This is a genomic window from Streptomyces sp. CWNU-52B, from assembly GCF_047444975.1.
Lineage (GTDB): Bacteria > Actinomycetota > Actinomycetes > Streptomycetales > Streptomycetaceae > Streptomyces.
Genome location: NZ_JBLFJV010000005.1, coordinates 776,208 through 794,646, shown reverse-complemented (window position 1 = coordinate 794,646; position 18,439 = coordinate 776,208). Strand labels below are relative to the sequence as shown.

At 71.3% G+C, this 18,439-nt stretch carries 18 protein-coding genes; 13 read left to right on the top strand and 5 right to left on the bottom strand.

From position 1 onward, the window contains the following. The first annotated feature begins 50 nt into the window (after positions 1-50). From ACLVWQ_RS06445 to ACLVWQ_RS06430, 4 genes are read left to right on the top strand one after another with little or no spacing between them, the layout of a single operon-like run. Complete coding sequence (locus ACLVWQ_RS06445) at positions 51-830, top strand: IclR family transcriptional regulator (protein ID WP_414107181.1); 780 nt, start codon at positions 51-53, stop codon at positions 828-830. Continuing rightward, positions 817-1,794: a cyclase family protein gene (locus ACLVWQ_RS06440; protein ID WP_414107180.1), complete on the top strand. Its 978-nt coding sequence runs from the start codon at positions 817-819 to the stop codon at positions 1,792-1,794. Before ACLVWQ_RS06445 ends, ACLVWQ_RS06440 begins: the two co-directional genes overlap by 14 nt. Before the next feature lie 40 nt (positions 1,795-1,834). After that, the gene (locus tag ACLVWQ_RS06435; RefSeq protein WP_414107179.1) at positions 1,835-3,067 is read left to right on the top strand and encodes an iron-containing alcohol dehydrogenase; all 1,233 of its coding nucleotides are present in this window, start codon (positions 1,835-1,837) and stop codon (positions 3,065-3,067) included. Then, complete coding sequence (locus ACLVWQ_RS06430; protein ID WP_414107178.1) at positions 3,064-4,497, top strand: NAD-dependent succinate-semialdehyde dehydrogenase; 1,434 nt, start codon at positions 3,064-3,066, stop codon at positions 4,495-4,497. Before ACLVWQ_RS06435 ends, ACLVWQ_RS06430 begins: the two co-directional genes overlap by 4 nt. 57 nt (positions 4,498-4,554) lie before the next feature. Here the strand turns inward: ACLVWQ_RS06430 and ACLVWQ_RS06425 are convergent, their stop codons facing one another. Next, positions 4,555-5,775 carry an MFS transporter gene (locus ACLVWQ_RS06425; protein WP_414107177.1) on the bottom strand — a complete coding sequence of 407 codons (1,221 nt, stop codon included), beginning with the start codon at positions 5,773-5,775 and terminating at the stop codon, positions 4,555-4,557. Positions 5,776-5,909: 134 nt separating this feature from the next. Here ACLVWQ_RS06425 and ACLVWQ_RS06420 point away from each other — a divergent pair, with 134 nt between their 5' ends. Beyond that, complete coding sequence (locus ACLVWQ_RS06420) at positions 5,910-6,836, top strand: LysR family transcriptional regulator (RefSeq protein WP_414107176.1); 927 nt, start codon at positions 5,910-5,912, stop codon at positions 6,834-6,836. A gap of 16 nt (positions 6,837-6,852) precedes the next feature. Here ACLVWQ_RS06420 and ACLVWQ_RS06415 read toward each other — a convergent pair whose 3' ends face one another. Both ACLVWQ_RS06415 and ACLVWQ_RS06410 read right to left on the bottom strand, forming a co-directional pair. Further along, positions 6,853-7,563: a response regulator gene (locus ACLVWQ_RS06415; RefSeq protein ID WP_414107175.1), complete on the bottom strand. Its 711-nt coding sequence runs from the start codon at positions 7,561-7,563 to the stop codon at positions 6,853-6,855. After that, a complete protein-coding gene (locus tag ACLVWQ_RS06410) occupies positions 7,560-8,513 on the bottom strand; it encodes a HAMP domain-containing sensor histidine kinase (protein ID WP_414107416.1) in 954 nt (317 codons plus the stop codon). The genes ACLVWQ_RS06415 and ACLVWQ_RS06410 overlap by 4 nt, the downstream gene beginning before the upstream one ends. Positions 8,514-8,854: 341 nt before the next feature. On the opposite strand from ACLVWQ_RS06410, the gene ACLVWQ_RS06405 reads away from it, so the two are divergent. The 4 genes from ACLVWQ_RS06405 (at position 8,855) to ACLVWQ_RS06390 (ending at position 11,167) form a co-directional block, all read left to right on the top strand. After that, on the top strand, positions 8,855-9,181 hold the full coding sequence (locus tag ACLVWQ_RS06405) for a TraR/DksA family transcriptional regulator (protein WP_414107174.1): 327 nt from the start codon (positions 8,855-8,857) through the stop codon (positions 9,179-9,181). Positions 9,182-9,227: 46 nt separating this feature from the next. Next, positions 9,228-9,602, top strand: coding sequence for a TraR/DksA family transcriptional regulator (locus ACLVWQ_RS06400; protein WP_414107173.1), 375 nt, complete (start codon positions 9,228-9,230; stop codon positions 9,600-9,602). Further along, positions 9,599-10,420 (top strand): hypothetical protein, encoded by an 822-nt coding sequence (locus tag ACLVWQ_RS06395; RefSeq protein WP_414107172.1) that lies wholly within the window; start codon positions 9,599-9,601, stop codon positions 10,418-10,420. Before ACLVWQ_RS06400 ends, ACLVWQ_RS06395 begins: the two co-directional genes overlap by 4 nt. A gap of 123 nt (positions 10,421-10,543) precedes the next feature. Next, positions 10,544-11,167, top strand: coding sequence for a hypothetical protein (locus ACLVWQ_RS06390; RefSeq protein WP_414107171.1), 624 nt, complete (start codon positions 10,544-10,546; stop codon positions 11,165-11,167). A gap of 56 nt (positions 11,168-11,223) precedes the next feature. Here ACLVWQ_RS06390 and ACLVWQ_RS06385 read toward each other — a convergent pair whose 3' ends face one another. Together ACLVWQ_RS06385 and ACLVWQ_RS06380 are read right to left on the bottom strand one after the other, a co-directional pair. Further along, a complete protein-coding gene (locus tag ACLVWQ_RS06385; RefSeq protein WP_414107170.1) occupies positions 11,224-12,084 on the bottom strand; it encodes an MHYT domain-containing protein in 861 nt (286 codons plus the stop codon). 486 nt (positions 12,085-12,570) lie between these two features. Next, positions 12,571-14,028, bottom strand: a complete 1,458-nt coding sequence (locus ACLVWQ_RS06380; protein ID WP_414107169.1) for an MFS transporter — start codon at positions 14,026-14,028, stop codon at positions 12,571-12,573. Between the two features lie 165 nt (positions 14,029-14,193). Between ACLVWQ_RS06380 and ACLVWQ_RS06375 the strand changes: the two genes are divergently transcribed. From ACLVWQ_RS06375 to ACLVWQ_RS06360, 4 genes are all read left to right on the top strand, one after another. Beyond that, a complete protein-coding gene (locus tag ACLVWQ_RS06375) occupies positions 14,194-14,646 on the top strand; it encodes a MarR family winged helix-turn-helix transcriptional regulator (protein ID WP_414107168.1) in 453 nt (150 codons plus the stop codon). Between the two features lie 441 nt (positions 14,647-15,087). After that, on the top strand, positions 15,088-15,531 hold the full coding sequence (locus ACLVWQ_RS06370; protein WP_414107167.1) for a DUF485 domain-containing protein: 444 nt from the start codon (positions 15,088-15,090) through the stop codon (positions 15,529-15,531). After that, on the top strand, positions 15,528-17,138 hold the full coding sequence (locus ACLVWQ_RS06365) for a cation acetate symporter (RefSeq protein ID WP_414107166.1): 1,611 nt from the start codon (positions 15,528-15,530) through the stop codon (positions 17,136-17,138). Before ACLVWQ_RS06370 ends, ACLVWQ_RS06365 begins: the two co-directional genes overlap by 4 nt. A gap of 224 nt (positions 17,139-17,362) precedes the next feature. Further along, positions 17,363-18,421, top strand: coding sequence for a FecCD family ABC transporter permease (locus ACLVWQ_RS06360; RefSeq protein ID WP_414107165.1), 1,059 nt, complete (start codon positions 17,363-17,365; stop codon positions 18,419-18,421). Positions 18,422-18,439 lie beyond the last annotated feature (18 nt).

Sequence of the window (18,439 nt, the reverse complement as noted above, 5' to 3'; positions counted from 1 at the left end):
CACCCACAGCTCACCCCAGCCCATCTCTCCATGTGAACTACAGTTCAGTCATGGTGAACATTGATTCCAGTAGCGAGGCTTCCGGTTCCGACATCCAGGCGGTCCAGCGGGTCGGCCAGATCTGTGCGCTCTTCGATCCGCACACCACGGAGCTGACGGCGGCCGACGTGGCCGAGCGGCTGGGACTCAACCGGACGACGGCCTACCGCTACTGCACCTCGCTCGTCACGGCCGGCATCCTGGAGCGCGGGCACCGCCGCGGCACCTTCGTCCTGGGCGGTCTGATGCTGCAGCTCGGCATGCACGCCCTGCAACGACGCGTCATCAAGATCGCACCGCCGTACCTGGCGAAGCTCAGCGCCACCGTCCGCACGACGACGGTGCTCGCGGCCTGGGGCGCGCGGGGCCCCGTCGTGGCGCTCGTCCACGAGGACCTCAGCCGCACCGTCGTCGTGACGGTCCACGCCGGCACCCAACTCGACCTCAGCTCGGCGCAGATGCGGGTCTTCCTCGCCTTCCAGGACGAGCACGCGTTCACCCGGGCCACGGAGGGTGTCTCGGACGCCAAGCGGGCCGAGCTGGAGGCAGGGGTCTTCATGGTCCGGCGCAACGGCTACAGCATCGTGAGCCACTCCGACGGCCTGTTCGCCGCGGCGGCGCCGGTGTTCGACGAGTACGGCATCTGTGCCACCGTCGCGCTGCTCGGGGCCGACCAGATGGCCGACCTCTCGGCCGGGTCGCCGACCCTCACCACGCTCACGAACACCGCTGCCGCGCTCAGCGAGGAAATGGGCCGCAGCCGAGGGAGGAATCCCGTTGCCGACCTATGACGAGCTGGCCGGGGCGGAGGTCGCCGGTTCCAGCTGGGACGTCTTCGGGCCCGGCGACCAGCTGGGCACCGTGAACCTCCTGACCCCCGAGCGCGTGGCCGCGGCGGCCCGGCTGGTCCGCACCGGCCGCCGGTTCGGCCTCGACTACCCCGTCAACGCCTTCGAGCCGTACCCGACCGGGACCAGGCCCCGCACCGAGCACCACGTCTTCGCCAACAACGAGTTCCACCGCGACGACTGGCTCGACTCGTTCTATCTGCAGTCCACCTCGCAGCTCGACTCGCTGCGGCACATCGGACATCCGGAGCACGGCTTCTACGGAGGGCTCTCCGCCTCCGAGAACACCGAGGGTTCCACGGCGCTCGGCATCCACCACTGGGCCCGCTCGGGCATCGCGGGCCGCGGCGTCCTCCTCGACGTCCCCCGCTTCTTCGCGCGGGAGGGCAGGCCGTACGACTGCGAGCGGACGATCCCGCTCGACGACATGACCCTCGACGCCGTGGCGCGCTCGCAGGGCGTCACCTGGCACGGCGGGGACATGCTGCTGCTGCGCACCGGGTGGGCCGAGAACTACACCGCGAAGTCGGTGGAGGAACGCGTCGAGTTCAACCGGCGCAACAGGTCACCGGGCCTGGCCCAGCGGGAGTCGGTCGTGCGCTGGCTCTGGGACCACGAGATCGCCCTCGTCGCGAGCGACAATCCGGCGGTCGAGGCCGATCCCGTGCTCGAGTCCGATTTCCGGTCCGCCGGCGACCGGCCCCCGGAGCGGGGCGTGGACCACAGCGGGATGCTGCACCGTCCGCTCATCGCGCTGCTCGGCATGGCGATGGGCGAGCTGTGGAAGCTCGACGAGCTCGCCGCCGACTGCGCCGCCGACGGGATCCACGAGTTCTTCCTGACGTGCAAGCCCCTGAACCTCGTCGGCGGGGTGGGCTCGCCACCGAACGCGCTCGCCCTCAAGTAGGGACCCCTCGCACACCCAAGCACCGCACGACAGGAGAACCATGACGTACGTGACAGCCGGGACGCTCCGGCTCCCGACGCGCGTTCACTTCGGCTACGGGACACGCGCGCAGCTCAGCGAGGTGCTGCGGCTGTCCGGCCACCGGGTGCTCGCGATCGTCGACCCGTTCCTGACCGACACGCCGATCTTCGGCGAGACGATGGCGGCGCTGAAGGCCGACGGGTTCGACGTCGCCGTGTACAGCGACATCCTGCCGGAGCTGCCGATCGCGTCCCTGGACGCCGCCGCGGCGTTCGCACGCGACCACGGCCCCGACGTCGTCCTCGCCGTCGGCGGGGGAAGCGCGCTGGACGCGGCGAAGCTGGTCGGGCTGCTCGCCACGCACGGCGGACCGCTGAGCCGGTACTACGGGGAGAATCTGGTCCCGGGCCCGTCGCTGCTCCTCGTCGCCGTCCCCACCACCGCCGGAACCGGGTCGGAGGTGACCCCCGTGGCCGTGGTGTCCGACCCGGAGCGCGAGACGAAGGTGGGGATCTCCAGCCCCTATCTGATTCCCACCACCGCGATCGTCGACCCGGAGTTCACCCTCGGCGCTCCGCGGAGCGTGACCGCGTTCGCCGGGATCGACGCCCTGGTGCACGCGGTGGAGTCGTTCACCGCGGTCGAGTCCGCACCCTCGTGGGACGGCGCGCTTCCCGTGTTCACCGGCAGGAACGTCTTCTCCGACGTGGTGGCGCCGCGTGCGGTGGAGCTTCTCGGCGCCTCGCTGGCGGTGGCGGTCGCCGAGCCCGGCAATCGCCACGCCCGGCAGGAGGTCGCGCTCGGAAGCCTCCTGGCCGGCATCTCGTTCGGTGCCACCGGCACACACCTCTCGCACGCGCTGCAGTACCCGATCGGCGCGGCCACCGGGACACCGCACGGGCTCGGTACCGGACTGCTCCTGCCGTACGTGCTCCAGGCGTGCCTCGCCGACGCCGGGGCCGTCGAACGGATCGCCGTGGTCGGCGGCGCGCTGGGTTCCACGGCGAGCGGCGCCGACGCCAGGGCGCGGGACGCCATCGCCTCGGTCTCCGCACTGGGGCACGCCATCGGCGTACCGGCGTCGCTGAAGGAGATCGGGATCTCCCGGCGGCAACTGCCTCAGCTCGCCGAGCTGGCGTCGCGTTCCGCACGGCTGGTCGCGATAGCGCCGATACCCGCGCCGCCGGCGCTGCTGCTCGACATCCTCGAACACGCCTACACCGGCTCACTCACCGGACGGAGCGACTCATGACCCCTCTCGCCGACCTCTTCATCGACGGCGTGTGGCGCGCGGGCGGCGGGGGTGAGCGTTTCGACGTGACCGACCCCTCCGACCTGTCCGTCATCACCCGGTTCGCCGTCGCCACCGAGGACGACTGCATGGCCGCCGTCGACGCGGCCGCCCGAGCGCAGGACGGCTGGGCGCGGACCGCTCCGCGTGAGCGCGGTGAGCTGCTGCGTGCCGCGTACGACGTGCTCACCGCGGAGGTCGAGGAGTTCGCCGAGATCATCGTGCGCGAGAACGGCAAGTCCTGGTCCGACGCGATCGGGGAGGCCAACTACGCCAAGGAGTTCTTCCGCTGGTTCGCCGAGGAGTCCGTGCGGATTCCCGGGGAGTACCGGCTGTCGCCGGCCGGGGACAAACGCATCGTCGTCGACCGGCAGCCGATCGGGGTGTCGCTGCTGATCACCCCGTGGAACTTCCCCGCGGCCATGGCGACGCGCAAGCTGGCTCCCGCGCTGGCGGCCGGCTGCACGACGATCCTCAAGCCCGCCCGGGAGACCCCGCTGACGGCGGCGTACATGGTCGAGGTGCTGCGTCGGGTCGGGGTGCCCAGCGGGGTGGTCAACCTGGTGACGCCGGTCCCGACGGCTGCGCCGGTGGCCAAGATGATCAACAGGCCGGAGGTGCGGAAGCTGTCGTTCACCGGGTCGACCGAGGTCGGGCGTGACCTGCTGCACGTCTGCGCCGACAGCGTGGTCAGCGCCTCGATGGAACTCGGCGGGAACGCGCCGCTCGTCGTGCTGCCCGGCGCCGACATGGACGTGACCGTCGAGGGGACGCTGCTGGCGAAGATGCGCAACGGCGGAGCGGCGTGCACGGCCGCCAACCGCGTCTATGTGCACAGCTCGCGGCACGACGAGTTCGTCGAGCGGATGACCGCGGAGCTGGCGGCGCTGTCCGTCGGCCCCGGCCTCGACCGCTCGCACCAGGTCGGCGCGCTCGTCTCGGTCGCCGAGCGCGACAAGGTCGCGGCACTCGTCGAGACCGCCGTCTCCCAGGGCGCGACACTCGTCCACGGCGGCGGGTCCGCCGAACGGGGCGCCTTCTACGACGTGACGCTCCTGACGGACGTGCGGCACGGTTCGGGCATCACCACGACGGAGATCTTCGGCCCGGTGCTGACGGTGGTGCGGTACGACGACGTGGACGAGGCCGTGCGGATGGCGAACGACACCGTCTACGGCCTGATGGCGTACGTGTTCGGCGAGGAGCGGGAGGCCGTGGCGGTCGCCCGCCGTCTGGAGGCGGGCATGGTCGCGGTCAACCGTGGAGTCGTGAGCGATCCGGCCGCGCCCTTCGGCGGGGTGAAGCAGAGCGGACTGGGACGGGAGGGCGGCTCGGACGGCATCCTGGAGTTCCTGGAGGAGAAGTACATCGCCCTGAGCGCGTACGCGTAGCCCGTACGCGTAGCCCGTACGCGTAGCCCGTACGCGTAGCCCGTACGAGCCGTCCGGTCACGCGGTCGCCGGCGCCTTCTCCCGGCGCGGCAGCAGCAGCGGCGTGGCCAGGAGGAGGAGCCCGTCGACGGCGATCGCGGTGCGGGTGCCGGCCACGGCGGCCAGCAGCCCCCAGAGGGCCGTCGTCGTGGCGATGGCGATGTTGCCGCTGATCGACCAGGCGGCCAGGGTACGGACGACCCGGTCGGGACCGGTGTGTTCGAGCCGGTAGGTGGCCAGCACCGGGTTGAACACGGCGCAGCAGGTCACCAGACCGAGTTGGACGGCGATGACGAGGGCGATCCCGGGCAGACCGGGCTGGACGAACGCCAGGCCGAGCGGCCAGCACGCACGCAGTGTCCCGGCGACGAGCATCACCTGGTGCGGCCCGTACCGCGTCACGAGCCGGCGCGCGAGACGTGAGCCGACGAGACCGCCGACGCACGGGACCGCGAACACGAGACCGTACTGCCAGGGTGCGAACCCGAGACGGTCCAGCAGGAGTACGGCGAGCAGCGGCTCGGAGGCCATGATCAGGCCGTTGACGACGACCGCGTTGAAGAACAGCGGGCGCAGCACCGGGTGGGCGAGGATGCCGCGCCACCCTTCGAGCAGGTCGGGTGCGCGCAGTCGCGGTGCGCCGGCCGGCGCGGGGGACGGCTCGCTCCCGCCGATGGCGCACAGGCCCAGCGCCGAGAGGAGGTAGCTCACCGCGTCGGCCACCAGGGTCGTCACCGGACCGAAGAGTCCGATCGCGGCGCCGCCGAGCGGCGGTCCGACCATGGCCGAGCTCCATGTCGTGGACTCGAACCTGCTGTTGGCGACCAGCAGGTCCCGCGGTGGCACGAGTGTCTTCAGATACGCGCCGCTCGCCGCCCTGAAGGCGATGTCCGCGGCCGCGACGACGACGGACACGACGAGGAGTTGAGCGAAGGAGAGCAGGCCGAGGGCGAAGGCGGCGGGGACGCTCATGAGCGCCGCGCACCGGGTGAGGTCCATCGCCACCATGACCGGCCGTTTTCGGCGGAACTCCACCCATGGGCCGAGCGGCACCGCGGCCACGGCGCCCACGGCCCGTCCGGCGGCGGCCAGCGCCGCCACCTGGGCGGGGCCGGTGTCCAGCACGAGGACCGCGATCAGGGGGAACGCCCCGAACCCGAGCCAGGTGCCGTAGGAGCTGACCGCGAACGACGCCCACAGCCACCCGAACTGCCGCCCCAGCGCCTGTCTGCCCGCCATGCCCCACACACCCCTCGCCGTCCCCGGCCACCGCACGGCTGCCGTCGGCATCAAAGCGGGGAGCGGAGGGTGAGAGCAAACAACCGGCCGGCCGCCACCGCACAACCGATCGTTGTGTCGATATCATCGTCGGTGTGGATCTCGACGCCGTGCGCACGTTCGTGGCCGCCGCGGACGCAGGTCGTTTCCAGGACGCCGCCGACGAACTGGCGGTCACCCAGCAGGCCGTCTCCAAACGGGTCGCCGCGCTGGAGAAGGCCCTCGGCGTGCGGCTGTTCACCCGTGGCCCGCGTGGCGCGAAGCTCACCCTCGACGGACGGGCGTTCCTGCCCCACGCCCGCGATCTGCTACGGGCCGAGGAGCGGGCCGTCAACTCGGTCCGTCCCGGCCGCCGGGCGCTGCGAGTCGACGTGATCGGGCGCAGACTCGCCCCCGCCGCCCTGCTGCGCGGCTTCCATCGCGCGTGCCCCGGGTTCGCGCTCGATGTCGTGACCCTCTTCGACGCCGACGCGGCGATCGACGCCCTTCGGTCCGGCACGATCGACGCGTCGTTCCGCGCCGTCACGATGCCCGGCCGGCAGCTCCCCGACGACATCGGGGCAGCCAGGATCCTCGACGAGCCCATCCAGCTCCTCGCCGGGCCGGAACACGAGCTGACCGCCGGCCCGGCGATCACACCGGCCGAACTCGCCGGGCACCGGATCTGGATGCCCGGCAACGTTCCTGGCACCGAGTGGGCCGCCTACTACGACGCCTTCGCCGCCGCGTTCGCTCTCACCATCGAGGTCACAGGGCCCGACTTCGGCATCGAGCCGCTGCTGGACACCCTCGCCGGCTCCCCGTCGGTGGCGACCCTCGTCGGTGAGCAGACGGACTTCGTCCGGCCCGTCGGCGACGGCCTGCGGCGGGTCACCGTGCGGGAGCCGACCCCGGTCTACCCGCACTCGCTGCTGTGGCACCGCGACAACGCGCACCCGGCGCTCGCCGCGCTCCGCGACCACCTCCGCGCCGGGCGGCCCGTCCGGACCGACGCCACGACGTGGACACCGGCCTGGGCCTAGGCAGACATCACCTGGGTCAGGCTTCGATGAGGCCGACGCGGATCGCGTAACGGGTGAGTTCCAGCCGGTCGCGCAGGCCGAGCTTGTGCAGCATGTTCGCCCGGTGCCGGTGGACGGTCTTGATGCTGATGAACAGCATCTCGGCGATCTCCTTGGAGGAGTGGCCCTCGGCCACGAGTTTGAGGACCTCCTCCTCGCGTGCGCTGAGCACCTGGTCGGGCGGCTCCTCGCCGTGGCGGACCCGGTCGAGGTAGTTGCGGATCAGCGCGGTGACCGCGCCCGGGTACAGGAAGGGCTCGTCGCGCATCGCGGCCCGGCAGGCGGCCACCAGGTCCCGGTCGGCCACGGACTTCAGCACGTAGCCGCTGGCGCCCGCCTTCAGCGCCTGGAAGAAGTACTGCTCGTTGTCGTGCATGGTCAGCATCAGCACCCGCACGCCGGGCTTCAGCGCGGCCAGTTCGCGGGCGGCCTGCAGGCCGGTCATCCGGGGCATGGCGATGTCCAGGACCGCCAGGTCGACGTCATGGGTGCGGGCCAGCCCGATGGCCTCCGCGCCGTCCCCCGCCTCCGCGACAACCTCGAGGTCCGGTTCCCGGTCGAGGATGAGCCGCACCCCGCGTCGTACCAGCGCGTGGTCGTCGGCGAGGAGGATACGGATCACGGGCGCGTCGGACGTACCGGGTGTGTCGCGTGTACCGGGTGTACCGGGTGTGTCGGGCGTGGTCATGGCTGCTTCCTGAGGACGGGCACGGTCAGCCGGACCTGCGTTCCGGCGTCCGGCTGGGAGGTGACGTCCAGCGTGGCCCCGATAAGCAGGGCCCGTTCGCGCATTCCGCGGATTCCCGCGCCTTCGCGGGCCGCTCCGGTTCCGCGCCCGTCGTCGGCGACGGCCAGCACCACCGCCCCGCCGGTGTGGCGCAGGCTCACCTCGGCCCGGCCGGCCTCGGCGTGCCGGGCCACGTTGGTCAGCGCCTCCTGCGCGACGCGGTACAGGACCAGTTCCGTCTGCTGGTCCAGTGTGGGGAGCCCGGAGTCGAACCGCCGGACCACACGCAGTCCGGCATGGGTGGCGAACTCCGTGGTCAGCGAGGTCAGGGCACTGACCAGGCCGAGGTCCTCCAGCACACCCGGCCGCAGCCGGCGCACCAGACGGCGCACCTCGTCCAGGCTCCCCCTGGTGATCTCCTGCACCTGCTGCAGTTCACCGCGCATGGGCTCGTCGGCCTCGTCCGCCGCGCGCTTGAGGACCAGCAGGATCGCGGTCATGCTCTGGCCCACCTCGTCGTGCAGCTCCTGCGCGATCCGGCGCCGCTCGGCCTCCTGCCCGACCAGGACGCGGGCGCTGCTGGTGGCCCGCTCGTGCTCCAGGCGCTCGACCATCGCGTTGAAGGTGCGGATCAGTTCCGCGGTCTCGCCGTGGCCCTGCTCCGGCAGCCGTTGTCCGGGGCGCAGCAGGTCGACAGTGGTCATCAGGCGGGTGAGCCGGTCCAGCGGGGCCAGTCCGATGCGCAGCAGGGCCGCGTTGGCGACCAGCATGACGACCAGGCCGCCCACGAGGATGACCGCCTCGGTCAGCACCACCGGCACGGACACGGTCACCGGAGCCCACAGCAGCAGCGCGGTGGCGATCCCGAGCACCACCGCGTTGAGCGCGAAGATCCGCCAGAACAGGGACACCGGGATGACGCCTCTCTTCGTACGGCACGGCTCGTCGTTTTCGCTGTCGGTCACCGCGTACCCCGAGCGTGCGCCGCGGCCATGGGTGTCGACCTGTCTTCCGACCAGCGTGCCCGCTCCCGGTTGCACCGTCGATGGGCTCCAATGCCCATTTCCCCGGACTGGTCTGCCCACACCCCGATGGGCCCTGTGCCATGCCGTAGATGGGTATCGCGCCCGATGTGTTTTACGCGGCGCATCGGCCACGGTGGAGGCATGAGCCATTCTCCTGGATTCGCGGCTCTCACCCCGACCGACCCCTGCCCGGCGCACGTCGCCCGTTGACGAAAGAAGAACCCACCATGTCACTCGATACGCCCCGGACCGAATCCCGCCTCGAGCGACTGACGGCGCACGAGGCCATCCAGCGTCTCGAACACGAACGCAACTCCCGCCTCACGCAGCTGCAGGCGATCACCGAGGCGGGCCCGGACGCCGAGGAGCAGGTGATGACCGCGCAGAAAGACACCATCAAGCGGGTGCTCGCCCAGGTCGAGGCCGCTTTCGCCCGCGTCCAGGACGGCAGCTACGGCACGTGCCGCGACTGCTCCAAGCCCATCCCGGTCGAGCGCCTGGAGATCCTGCCCTACACGCAGTTCTGCGTACCCTGCCAGCGCAACAGCGCCTGACGACCGCCCGTCCGCCCTGCGTTACCCGCCCTGCCCGAGGGGTGAAGTGGTGAACGACCAGATCACCGACGACCACACCATGAGCCTGACGATCGAGGACCTCGCCGCGCTGCGCGAGAACCTGCACGAGCAGCGCCAGTTCCGCCAGGAACAACTGCAACAGCTCTCGGACGGCGCGACGACCCGCGCCGACGCGCTGCTCGACCGCCAGGTCACCTCCCAGACCGAGGTCAGAGTCAAGCTCGCCGCCTCCGCCCGCATGGTCCTCGCCGACATCGATGCCGCCCTCACGCGCATGGACCAGGACCGTTACGGGATCTGCCATCTGTGCCGCGGGCCCGTCGCCCGTGAGCGGCTCATGATCGTGCCCCAGGCCCGCTACTGCACACGCTGCCAGCAGGTCAGGGAGGCGGACCGGTGACCGTCGCACGCGCCCTGCGCCCCCTGAGCGGCCGGCACCTGTCCTGGCCGTGGTGCCGTCAGTGCTACGGCATCGCCCTCGACCTGGGCAGTGCCCGCACCCGTGCCTGGACGTCCGGGCGGCGGATGATCCTCGACGTGCCCACGGTGACCTTCCCGGGCAACGGGGCGGCGTACCCGATCCAGCGGGGCAGCATCGTGGACACCCCCGGAACGGCCCGGATGCTCGACCGGCTGCTCGGCCACCGGCTGCCCCGCTTCGGCCGGCCCCTGGTCATCCTGACCACGCCCGCGCTGGGCGGGGTCGCCTACCGGGCCGAGGCCCGCACCGCGGTCGAGGTCCTGCGTCCGCGCACGGTGCTGACCGTCCCCACCGCGCGTGCCGTGGCCATGGCCGTGGACGCCGATCTGACCCATCCGGTGCTCGTCGTGGACGTCGGCGCGCACCTGACCGAGGTCACGCTCCTCGCCGACGGCGCGGTGTCCGACGCCCACCACACCGCTCTGGGCACCAGCGACCTGGACAGTCACACCTCGTCGGCGCAGATCACCGACGCGGTCGTCGCGATGGTGACCACGATGCTGGAACAGGACCGCACGTCCCAGACGCTCGAGGCCCTGCAGCGGGGCGCGCTCCTCGCCGGCGGGGGCGCGCTGCGCCCGGACATCGGCTACCGCCTCACCGGCCGGCTGCACGCTGCCGTACGGCCCGTGCCCGCGCCGCACACCGCGGCGGTCCGAGGCGCCGCGAAGCTCCTCCAGGCGGCCCACTCCCACCCCGCCACCACCGCGGCCACGGACGCCGTGCTGCCGCGCTGATCCGGCACCACGCCCTCACCACCGGCCGTGCCCCGCCCCCCTCCTGAACGTCACATCCAGCCCCAGCCCCGGCCCCGGCAGACGCCAGCGAGGCTGCCACGCTCATGCGGAAGGAAAGACACCGTGGCCCGCGCGATACCCCCCGCCCAACCACCCCCTGAGGATCTCCCGCGCGTCCTGCTGTGGCGATGGCGGCGCAACCCGCTGCGCCGTCCCGTCGACCTCGCACAGGCGTGGATCGCCCTCGGCCTGTTCGTGGCCGTCCTGGCCACCACCCCGGCCGCCATGGTGCTGGCCGACGACGCCGCCCACCGCAACTACGCGGAGAAGGCCCGCCTGCAGGCGGCCACCAGGCACCAGGTTCCCGCCGTTCTCGTCCACGACTCACCTCGCCACCCGGAGCCGGGATCGGAGGAGGCGAAGAAGGCCCTGTATCCGGTCACCGTCCGCTTCACCGACCGCCAGGGGCACACCCGCACCACCAAGGCCGACGTCCACCCCTCGCTGCCCGCCGGCAGCGCCGTCCACATCTGGGCGGACTCGGCCGGGCGGATCACGGAGCCGCCGCTCACCGCCGAGGAGGTGCGCAACCGTTCCATGGGCTGGGCCGTGGTCGCCGCGCTGACCGTCGCGCTGACCGGCGGCGCCGCGTACGGGTACGCCGGCCGCAGGCTGGAGCGGCGCAACCTCGCCCGGTGGGACACCGCCTGGGCCCGGACCGCCCCCCGCTGGACCATCTCGCCCTGACGCACCGCTCCCGCCGGTCGCCGCCGGTCACGGGGCCAGGTACCAGGGGCCAGGGGTCAGGACGAGGGCCAGGACGCCGTCGGTCGCTCATGGGCACCGTGCCCGGGGTGCGTCTCCTGGGCACGGTGGGTCCGGTGGGCCGGGAGGGTCTGGTGGGGCTGCGTTCGGACGGGTTCGTTGCCGATGAGCATGTCGGGGTCGAACATGACGATCACGGACGCGACGACCATGACGAGGATCGGCCCTCCCACCATGGGGAGCAGGGAGACGAGCAGGTCCAGCGAGGACTGTCCCTGGACCGCGGAGTCCGCGTCGACGTGCACGCTCATGGCGGCCATGCCGGTGTAGTGCATACCCGTCACCGCGACGCCCATGATGACGCTCGCGGCCGCGGCGGACGCCAGGGTGTGCAGGGACACCGCCGCCCACAGCGCGGCGGTCGCCGCCGTGACGGCGATCAGGACCGACAGGCCGACCGTCACCGGGTCGAACGACATGTGCCCGGCGAACGTCATGCCGTACATCCCGATGTAGTGCATCGCCGCGACGCCCCCACCGGTGACCACACCGGCGACACCGAGGGTGAGCGGTGAGGCGCCCCGGTAGCCGACGATGAACACCCCGAGGAAGACCACGGCCACCGCGACGCCCAGGCTCAGGAACGTGAGGGCCGGGTCGTACTCGATCGCCGCGCCGCGGATGGTGAATCCGATCATGGCGACGAAGTGCATCGTCCAGATGCCTGACCCGATGCAGACCGCGCCCAGCGCGAGCCACGCGGCCCTGCGGCCGTGTACCCCCATGCGAACCGACCGTGTCGTGCAGCGCAGACCGAGTGCCGAACCGGCACAGGCCATCAGGAACGCGATGACAGGAGTGATCATTCCGTAGTTGAACTGACTTACCGTGCTGTCCACCGAACGCCTTTCGGACCGCGGGCCCGTGCAGGGGACCGCGCTGAAGGAACCTTTCTGCAGGGCCACGCGAGGCGCCCCGTGAGTCATGACCAGTTGCTGCGGTACCGCGGGAAGGACCAGTTCTGCGCGTACTCCCAGAACAGTCCGGACGGACGGACAGACCTGCCGGGTTCACCGGCATCCGCGTCCGACGCACCCCGAAACCGGCCCTGAGGCCGTCCGGCATCAGGGTGTATGACGTTCGGTCACACCGAAGTCTCAGGGGGTGAGGGGGGAGGCCCATGCTAGGTATGCGCGCCCCGCTTGTCACGGTGGGCCCCGCGACGCAACCAAATCGAGACTTGTGCAGTCATATTCCTCCTGCATGCCATCGTGCCGATTGGTCCCGTATACGCCTGCCCGGAACCCGCAGTTCACCGCGGGCGCACGAACGGCGGCCCCGGGACTCCTGTGGGAGTCCCGGGGCCGCCGCTGGTGCCGCGAACGTCAGGCCTGGACCGTGGCCTTCTCGGACACCTCGACCCGGTCGGCCGCGGGGCGGTCGGTCCCGGCGGCACGGACGCCCGGGATGACCGCCGCGATGGCGGCGGACACCAGGGCGACGGCGCCGCCGATGATCAGGGCCGTGCGGAAACCGCTCTCCGAGGTGATGCTGAAGCCGCCCATGGTGACGGACATCTGGGAGAGGACCACGCCGACGACGGCGGCGCCCACGGACGTGCCGAGCGAACGCATCAGGGTGTTGAAGCCGTTGGCCGCCGCGGTCTCGGAGAGCGGGACGGAGCTCATGATCAGCGCGGGCATCGCACCGTAGGCGAGGCCGACACCGCTGCTGGTCACCATGAGGACCAGCATCAGCCCCCAGGCGGAGCCCATCAGCGCGAGCGAGACACCGTAACCGGCGGCGATGACGAGGGTGCCGCAGATCAGCGTGAACTTCGGGCCGCGCGCATCGGTGAGCTTCCCGCCGAGCGGGGAGACGAGCATCATCATGATGCCGCCGGGCGCCATCCACAGACCGGCCGCGAGCATCGACTGTCCCAGGCCGTAGCCGGTCTCCTCGGGGAACTGCAGCAGCTGGGGAACGATCAGCATGCCGGAGTACATACCGAAGCCGACGAAGAGCGAGGCGACGTTGGTGAGCAGGACCCGGGGACGGGCCGTGGTGCGCAGGTCGACGAGCGGGTCCCGGGTCCGGGTCTCCCACACACCCCAGGCCAGCAGCACCACGACAGCGGCGGTGAACAGACCGAGCGTGGTCGCCGAGCCCCAGCCCCACTCGGCACCCTTGGAGACCGCGAGCAGCAGGCAGACCAGGCCGACGCCGAGTCCGATCGCGCCGGGCGCGTCGAAGCGCTGCCCCTTGGCTCCGGCGGGGACGTCCGGGATCAGGAACCAGATCAGGAGGGCGATCGCCACGGCCAGGACGGCGGAGCCCCAGAACAGCACGCGCCAGCTCGCGTACTGGGCGACCGCGGCGGCGATCGGCAGGCCGAGACCGCCGCCGATGCCCATGGACGCGCTGACGAGCGCTATGGACGAACTGAGCTTCTCGGTGGGAACCACGTCACGCAGGAGCGCGATGCCCAGCGGGACCATGCCCATCCCCATGCCCTGCAGGCCGCGGCCGAAGATCATCGGGACGACGGACGACGAGAGCGCGCACACCACCGAGCCGACGATGAGGGGTACGGAACAGGCGAGGAGCATCCGGCGCTTGCCCAGCAGGTCGCCCAGCCGCCCGGTGACGGGCACACAGACCGCCGCCACCAGCAGGGTGACCGTGATCACCCACGCGGTGTTCGAGGACGAACTGTGCAGGATCTTCGGCAGGTCCGCGATGAGCGGCGTGACCAGGGTCTGCATGACCGCCGCGGTGGTGCCGGCGAAGGCCAGCGTGGCCACGACACGATTGGGGTGGGCTGACGTTGGGGGGGCTCCCATCACGGGACTCCTCGCATCTCTTTCGGGCTAGTGAAAATGCAGTGTACATACCTTGTGCATCATGCATGCCATGTGTCCATTACATATCCTGTGGGAGGATGGAGCCGGGGCCGCCACAGAACGAGCCGCGTCGGCCCTGTCGGGAAAAGCGAGAGGCAGCAGCGCATGTCCAGGCCAACGTACGAGGTCGAGTACGAGCAGATGTTGCTCGGCAGGCATGCGCTAGCGGCGCACGGCGGGCGCAGCAAGGAGAGCGTGCTGGAGCGCAGCTCCTACATTCTGCTCAGCCGAATTCGGGTCCAGGGACCCATGTCGATCGGCGAGTTGAGCGACGCCTTCGGGCTCGACGCCTCCACCCTCAACCGCCAGACGGCCTCGGCCATGCGCGCCGGACTCGCCGAGCGCATCGCCGACCCCGCAGGCGGGCTGGCCCGCAAGTTCCGGATCACGGACAAGGGAGCGCGGATCCTCGACGAGGAGAGGGAGCGGACCGTCGGTTCCCTGGACCGGGTCATGGCCGACTGGCCCGACGAGGACATCGCCGAGTTCGCGAGCTATCTGCGGCGCTTCAACACCAGCATCGAACAGCTCGGCGGCCGGCCCTGGCCCCGCCCGTGACGCCGGTGGCCGCCGCCGCTCACCGCTCGCCGGTAGCCGGTAGCCGGTAGCCGGTAAGGCAGTTGGGGCGGGCGACGGTTCGGCGGGTTCGGCCCGTTCACAGCGCCCGCGGAAGAGTACTGGCGAACCCCGTCGGGAAGACTGGGGAAAGTCGCGCGCCCTGCTCCGTGGCACGGCGCGCGCCTCGGGGCCGAAAGCCCTTGCCCCCGCAGACACCGAACGGCTCCCGCGAGGCCTCACCCGCCCCCCGACCCCCATCCCTCACCGGTTCACGGGCCTGACGTCCGAGGTCGCCGCCACGGATGCACACGAACGAGCCAGATCACCCAAAAGCCCTCGCATCGAGGATCTCGCCGAATAGCGTGCGAGAACTCGAACAACTCTTCCCAACTCCCTGCGGTCCGGCATGCGCCGGGCCCCTGCCGCGCTAGGAGAACCGGGATGTCCGACGCCCCCTCGGATGCGTACGCCGCCCAACCGCACCGCGCCAGGCACCCCGTCGTCCGCCCCGCCTGGGCCGCCGCCGAGGAGCACTTACCCTGCCCCACCGCGCCTTCCTCGCCCCCGCCCGGACATCACAGGGACCTGCGCGTGCTGCGCCGCGCCTACCGCAGACAACGCCGGGTCGCCGCCTGTACGGTCCTCGGCTACTTCACCCTCTTCCTGGTCCTCTCCGTCCTCTCCCCGCCCTTCATGACGAAGCCCGTCACCGGCGGACTGTCCACCGGAATGCTGCTCGGACTGGTCCAACTCCCCGTGACCTGGCTGGCGATCGTGCTCTTCGAGTACACGGCGAGCCGGTACGTCGATCCGCTCGCCCGCCGGATGCGGCAACGCGCGACCCTGCTCGCCGAGCGCGAGCCCGGACGACGGTCCGCACGATGACGGACTTCAGCGGCACGGCGCAGACATGGCAACTGGTCGCCTTCTGCAGTGTCGTCACCGTGACCCTGCTGCTCTGCGTCATCGCGGGCCCGGACCGTGACGACCTCGACGAGTTCTACACCGGGTACCGCTCGCTGTCCCCGATGCGCAACGGTCTCGCGATCGCGGGCGACTACATCTCCGCGGCCACCGTGCTCACCATCGGCGGTGTCATCGCGCTGAGCGGCTACGACGGGATCGTGCTCGCGCTCAGCACCCTTCTGTCGCTGCTGCTCCTGATGTTCCTGCTGGCCGAACCCCTGCGGAACACCGGCCGGTTCACCCCGGGCGACGCCCTCGCCCGGCGCATGCCCGGACGTGCCGTACGCATCACCACGTGCGTCGTGACCATCGCCTCGCTGATGCCGATGATGCTCGTGCAGCTCGCCAGCACCGGCCAGTTGCTCGCCTTCATCCTCGGCTTCAGCGGCACCGCCATGAAGACCGGATGCGTCGTCGGGGTCGGCGGCCTGATGATCACCTACGCGGCCATCGGCGGGATGAAGGGCACCGCTCTCATCCAGATCCTGAAGATGGTCATGCTCCTCGGTTCGGGGGTCGTGATCGCCGTCCTGATGCTCCGCGCCTTCGCGTGGGACCCGGGCGAGCTGTTCCGCACGGCCGCGGAACGCAGCGGCGCGGGCTCCGCCTTCCTGCGCTCCGGCCTCCAGTTCACCGGGGGCCCGCACGCCGGTCTCGACATGATCAGCACCCAGTTCGCCATCGTCCTCGGCGGCGCCTGCCTGCCGCACGTCACCATGCGCATGTTCACGGCGGACAGCGCACGGCAAGTACGCCGCTCGATGTCCTGGGCGGTGTCGTCGGTGGCCCTGTTCATGCTGGTCATCACCGTCGTCGCGATCGGCGCGACCGCGCTCCTCGGGCGGGCCGGCATCACCGCGGCCGACCCGCGCGGCAACACGGCCTACCTCCTCGGCTCGCGCGCCGTCTTCGGCATGCACATCTCCCGCGCCGAGACCTTCCTGTTCACCACGGTCACCGCGGCGATCTTCCTCACGCTGCTCGCCTCGGTCGCCAGTATGATCCTGGCCTGCGCCAACTCCCTGGCCCATGACGTCTACGCCAGCCGCGCGACCCCTCGTTCACCGGTACGCGAGATGACCGTCGCCCGCGTCTGCGCGCTCGCCGTCGGCATCCCGACGATCGCGCTCGCCGTGCTCGTCCAGCACCGCAGCCTCCAGCCCCTGGCGACCCTGTCCTTCTGCCTGGCCGCCTCGGCCATCGCGCCCGCGCTGATCTACAGCCTCTTCTGGCGCCGTTGCACCCGAACCGGCCTGCTGAGCACGCTCATCGGCGGCTCGCTCGCCGTCCTCGTCCTGATGCCGGGGACCCGGCTGGTCTCCGGGACGCCCACGGCGGCGTTCCCGCAGGCCGACTTCAACTGGTTCCCGTTCAGTACGACCGGCCTGGTGTCCATCCCGCTGGGTTTCGCGTTCGGCTGGCTCGGCACGCTGTTCTCGGGGCGGCGTGAGGCGCGACGGCGGCAGAAGGACTACGAGCGCATCGAGGCCAGGATCCTGGCGGGCCCGGAGCCCAGGGCGAGATGACCCGCGCCGGGCGGCGGCCGGAACGGCGCCGCCCGGACGCCGCCCGGACGCCGCCTGGTTGCGGACACCGCCTTCCCTGATGTTAGGTTTGCCTTACCTTACTGAACGGAACTCGCTGTTCCGTACCTCTGCGCTGCCCGCGAGCGGGCGGACAAGGACGAATCTCCCGTGCGCTTCGAACCGTCGCCGTCCAGCCGCGGCACGCACCCTCGGACACGCGTCGCGTGACCGCCTCCCTCGCCCCGCCGAAACCCGCCGACGCCGCGCACGTCCGCCGCCGTCACGGCAGACCCGCACTGAGCGCGGGCCTGCTCGCGGTGGCCCTGCTGCTGGCCGCCATGAGTGTGCTCAGCCTCGTCATGGGCTCGGGTGACGTGGCGTTGCACGACGTGGTGGCCGGGCTGTTCGGCCCCGACCGGTCCGTCGACGGCCAGATGATCGTTCAGGAGGTCCGTCTCCCCCGCACGCTCGCCGGGCTGCTCGCCGGCTCGGCACTGGGCGTCGCGGGAGCCCTGATGCAGGGCGTCGCCCGCAACCCCCTGGCCGATCCGGGGCTGTTGGGCGTCAACGCGGGCGCGTCCGTCACCGTCGTCTTCGCCATCAGCGTGCTGTCGCTCACCGAGCCGGCGCAGTACATCTGGTTCGGCTTCCTCGGGGCTTGTGTGGCCGCCGTACTCGTCCACGGCATCGGCAGCCTGGGCCGCGAGGGGGCCACCCCGGTGAAGCTGGCCCTCGCCGGAGCGGCCACCACCGCGGTACTGGGCTCGCTGACCAGTGCCATGCTGCTCACCGACAGCCGGACCTTCGACCAGTTCCGGTTCTGGCAGGTGGGCGCGCTCAACGGCCGGGACATGGACGTCCTGTGGCAGGCGCTCCCCTTCATCGCCGTCGGCGGAACACTGGCACTCCTCCTTGGCCCCTCCCTCAACGCGCTCGCTCTCGGCGACGACATCGCACGCGGCCTGGGACAGCGCGTCGTCGCGGTACGGCTGGCCGGCGCCGCGAGCGTCGTGCTGCTGTGCGGTGCGGCGACGGCGATCGCCGGTCCGATCGGGTTCCTGGGCCTGGCTGTTCCGCACGCGGCACGCCTGATCACCGGCCCCGACTACAAGTGGATCCTCCCCTACAGCGCGCTGCTGGCCCCGGCCCTCCTGCTCTTCGCCGATGTGGTGGGCCGGCTCGTCGCACGGCCCGGCGAGGTGCAGGTCGGTGTGATCACCGCCGCACTGGGCGCCATCCCCTTCGTCCTCCTCGTCCGCCGCCGGAACGTGGTCGAACTGTGAACCGTACGCACACGTCCG

What these genes read in the sequence shown, in the direction of transcription:
- ACLVWQ_RS06445 (WP_414107181.1), top strand. Translation starts at nt 51, where the DNA reads ATGGTGAACATTGATTCCAGTAGCGAGGCTTCCGGTTCCGACATCCAG.
- ACLVWQ_RS06435 (WP_414107179.1), top strand. Translation starts at nt 1,835, where the DNA reads ATGACGTACGTGACAGCCGGGACGCTCCGGCTCCCGACGCGCGTTCAC.
- ACLVWQ_RS06430 (WP_414107178.1), top strand. Translation starts at nt 3,064, where the DNA reads ATGACCCCTCTCGCCGACCTCTTCATCGACGGCGTGTGGCGCGCGGGC.
- ACLVWQ_RS06425 (WP_414107177.1), bottom strand. Translation starts at nt 5,775, where the DNA reads ATGGCGGGCAGACAGGCGCTGGGGCGGCAGTTCGGGTGGCTGTGGGCG.
- ACLVWQ_RS06415 (WP_414107175.1), bottom strand. Translation starts at nt 7,563, where the DNA reads ATGACCACGCCCGACACACCCGGTACACCCGGTACACGCGACACACCC.
- ACLVWQ_RS06405 (WP_414107174.1), top strand. Translation starts at nt 8,855, where the DNA reads ATGTCACTCGATACGCCCCGGACCGAATCCCGCCTCGAGCGACTGACG.
- ACLVWQ_RS06380 (WP_414107169.1), bottom strand. Translation starts at nt 14,028, where the DNA reads ATGGGAGCCCCCCCAACGTCAGCCCACCCCAATCGTGTCGTGGCCACG.
- ACLVWQ_RS06375 (WP_414107168.1), top strand. Translation starts at nt 14,194, where the DNA reads ATGTCCAGGCCAACGTACGAGGTCGAGTACGAGCAGATGTTGCTCGGC.
- ACLVWQ_RS06370 (WP_414107167.1), top strand. Translation starts at nt 15,088, where the DNA reads ATGTCCGACGCCCCCTCGGATGCGTACGCCGCCCAACCGCACCGCGCC.
- ACLVWQ_RS06365 (WP_414107166.1), top strand. Translation starts at nt 15,528, where the DNA reads ATGACGGACTTCAGCGGCACGGCGCAGACATGGCAACTGGTCGCCTTC.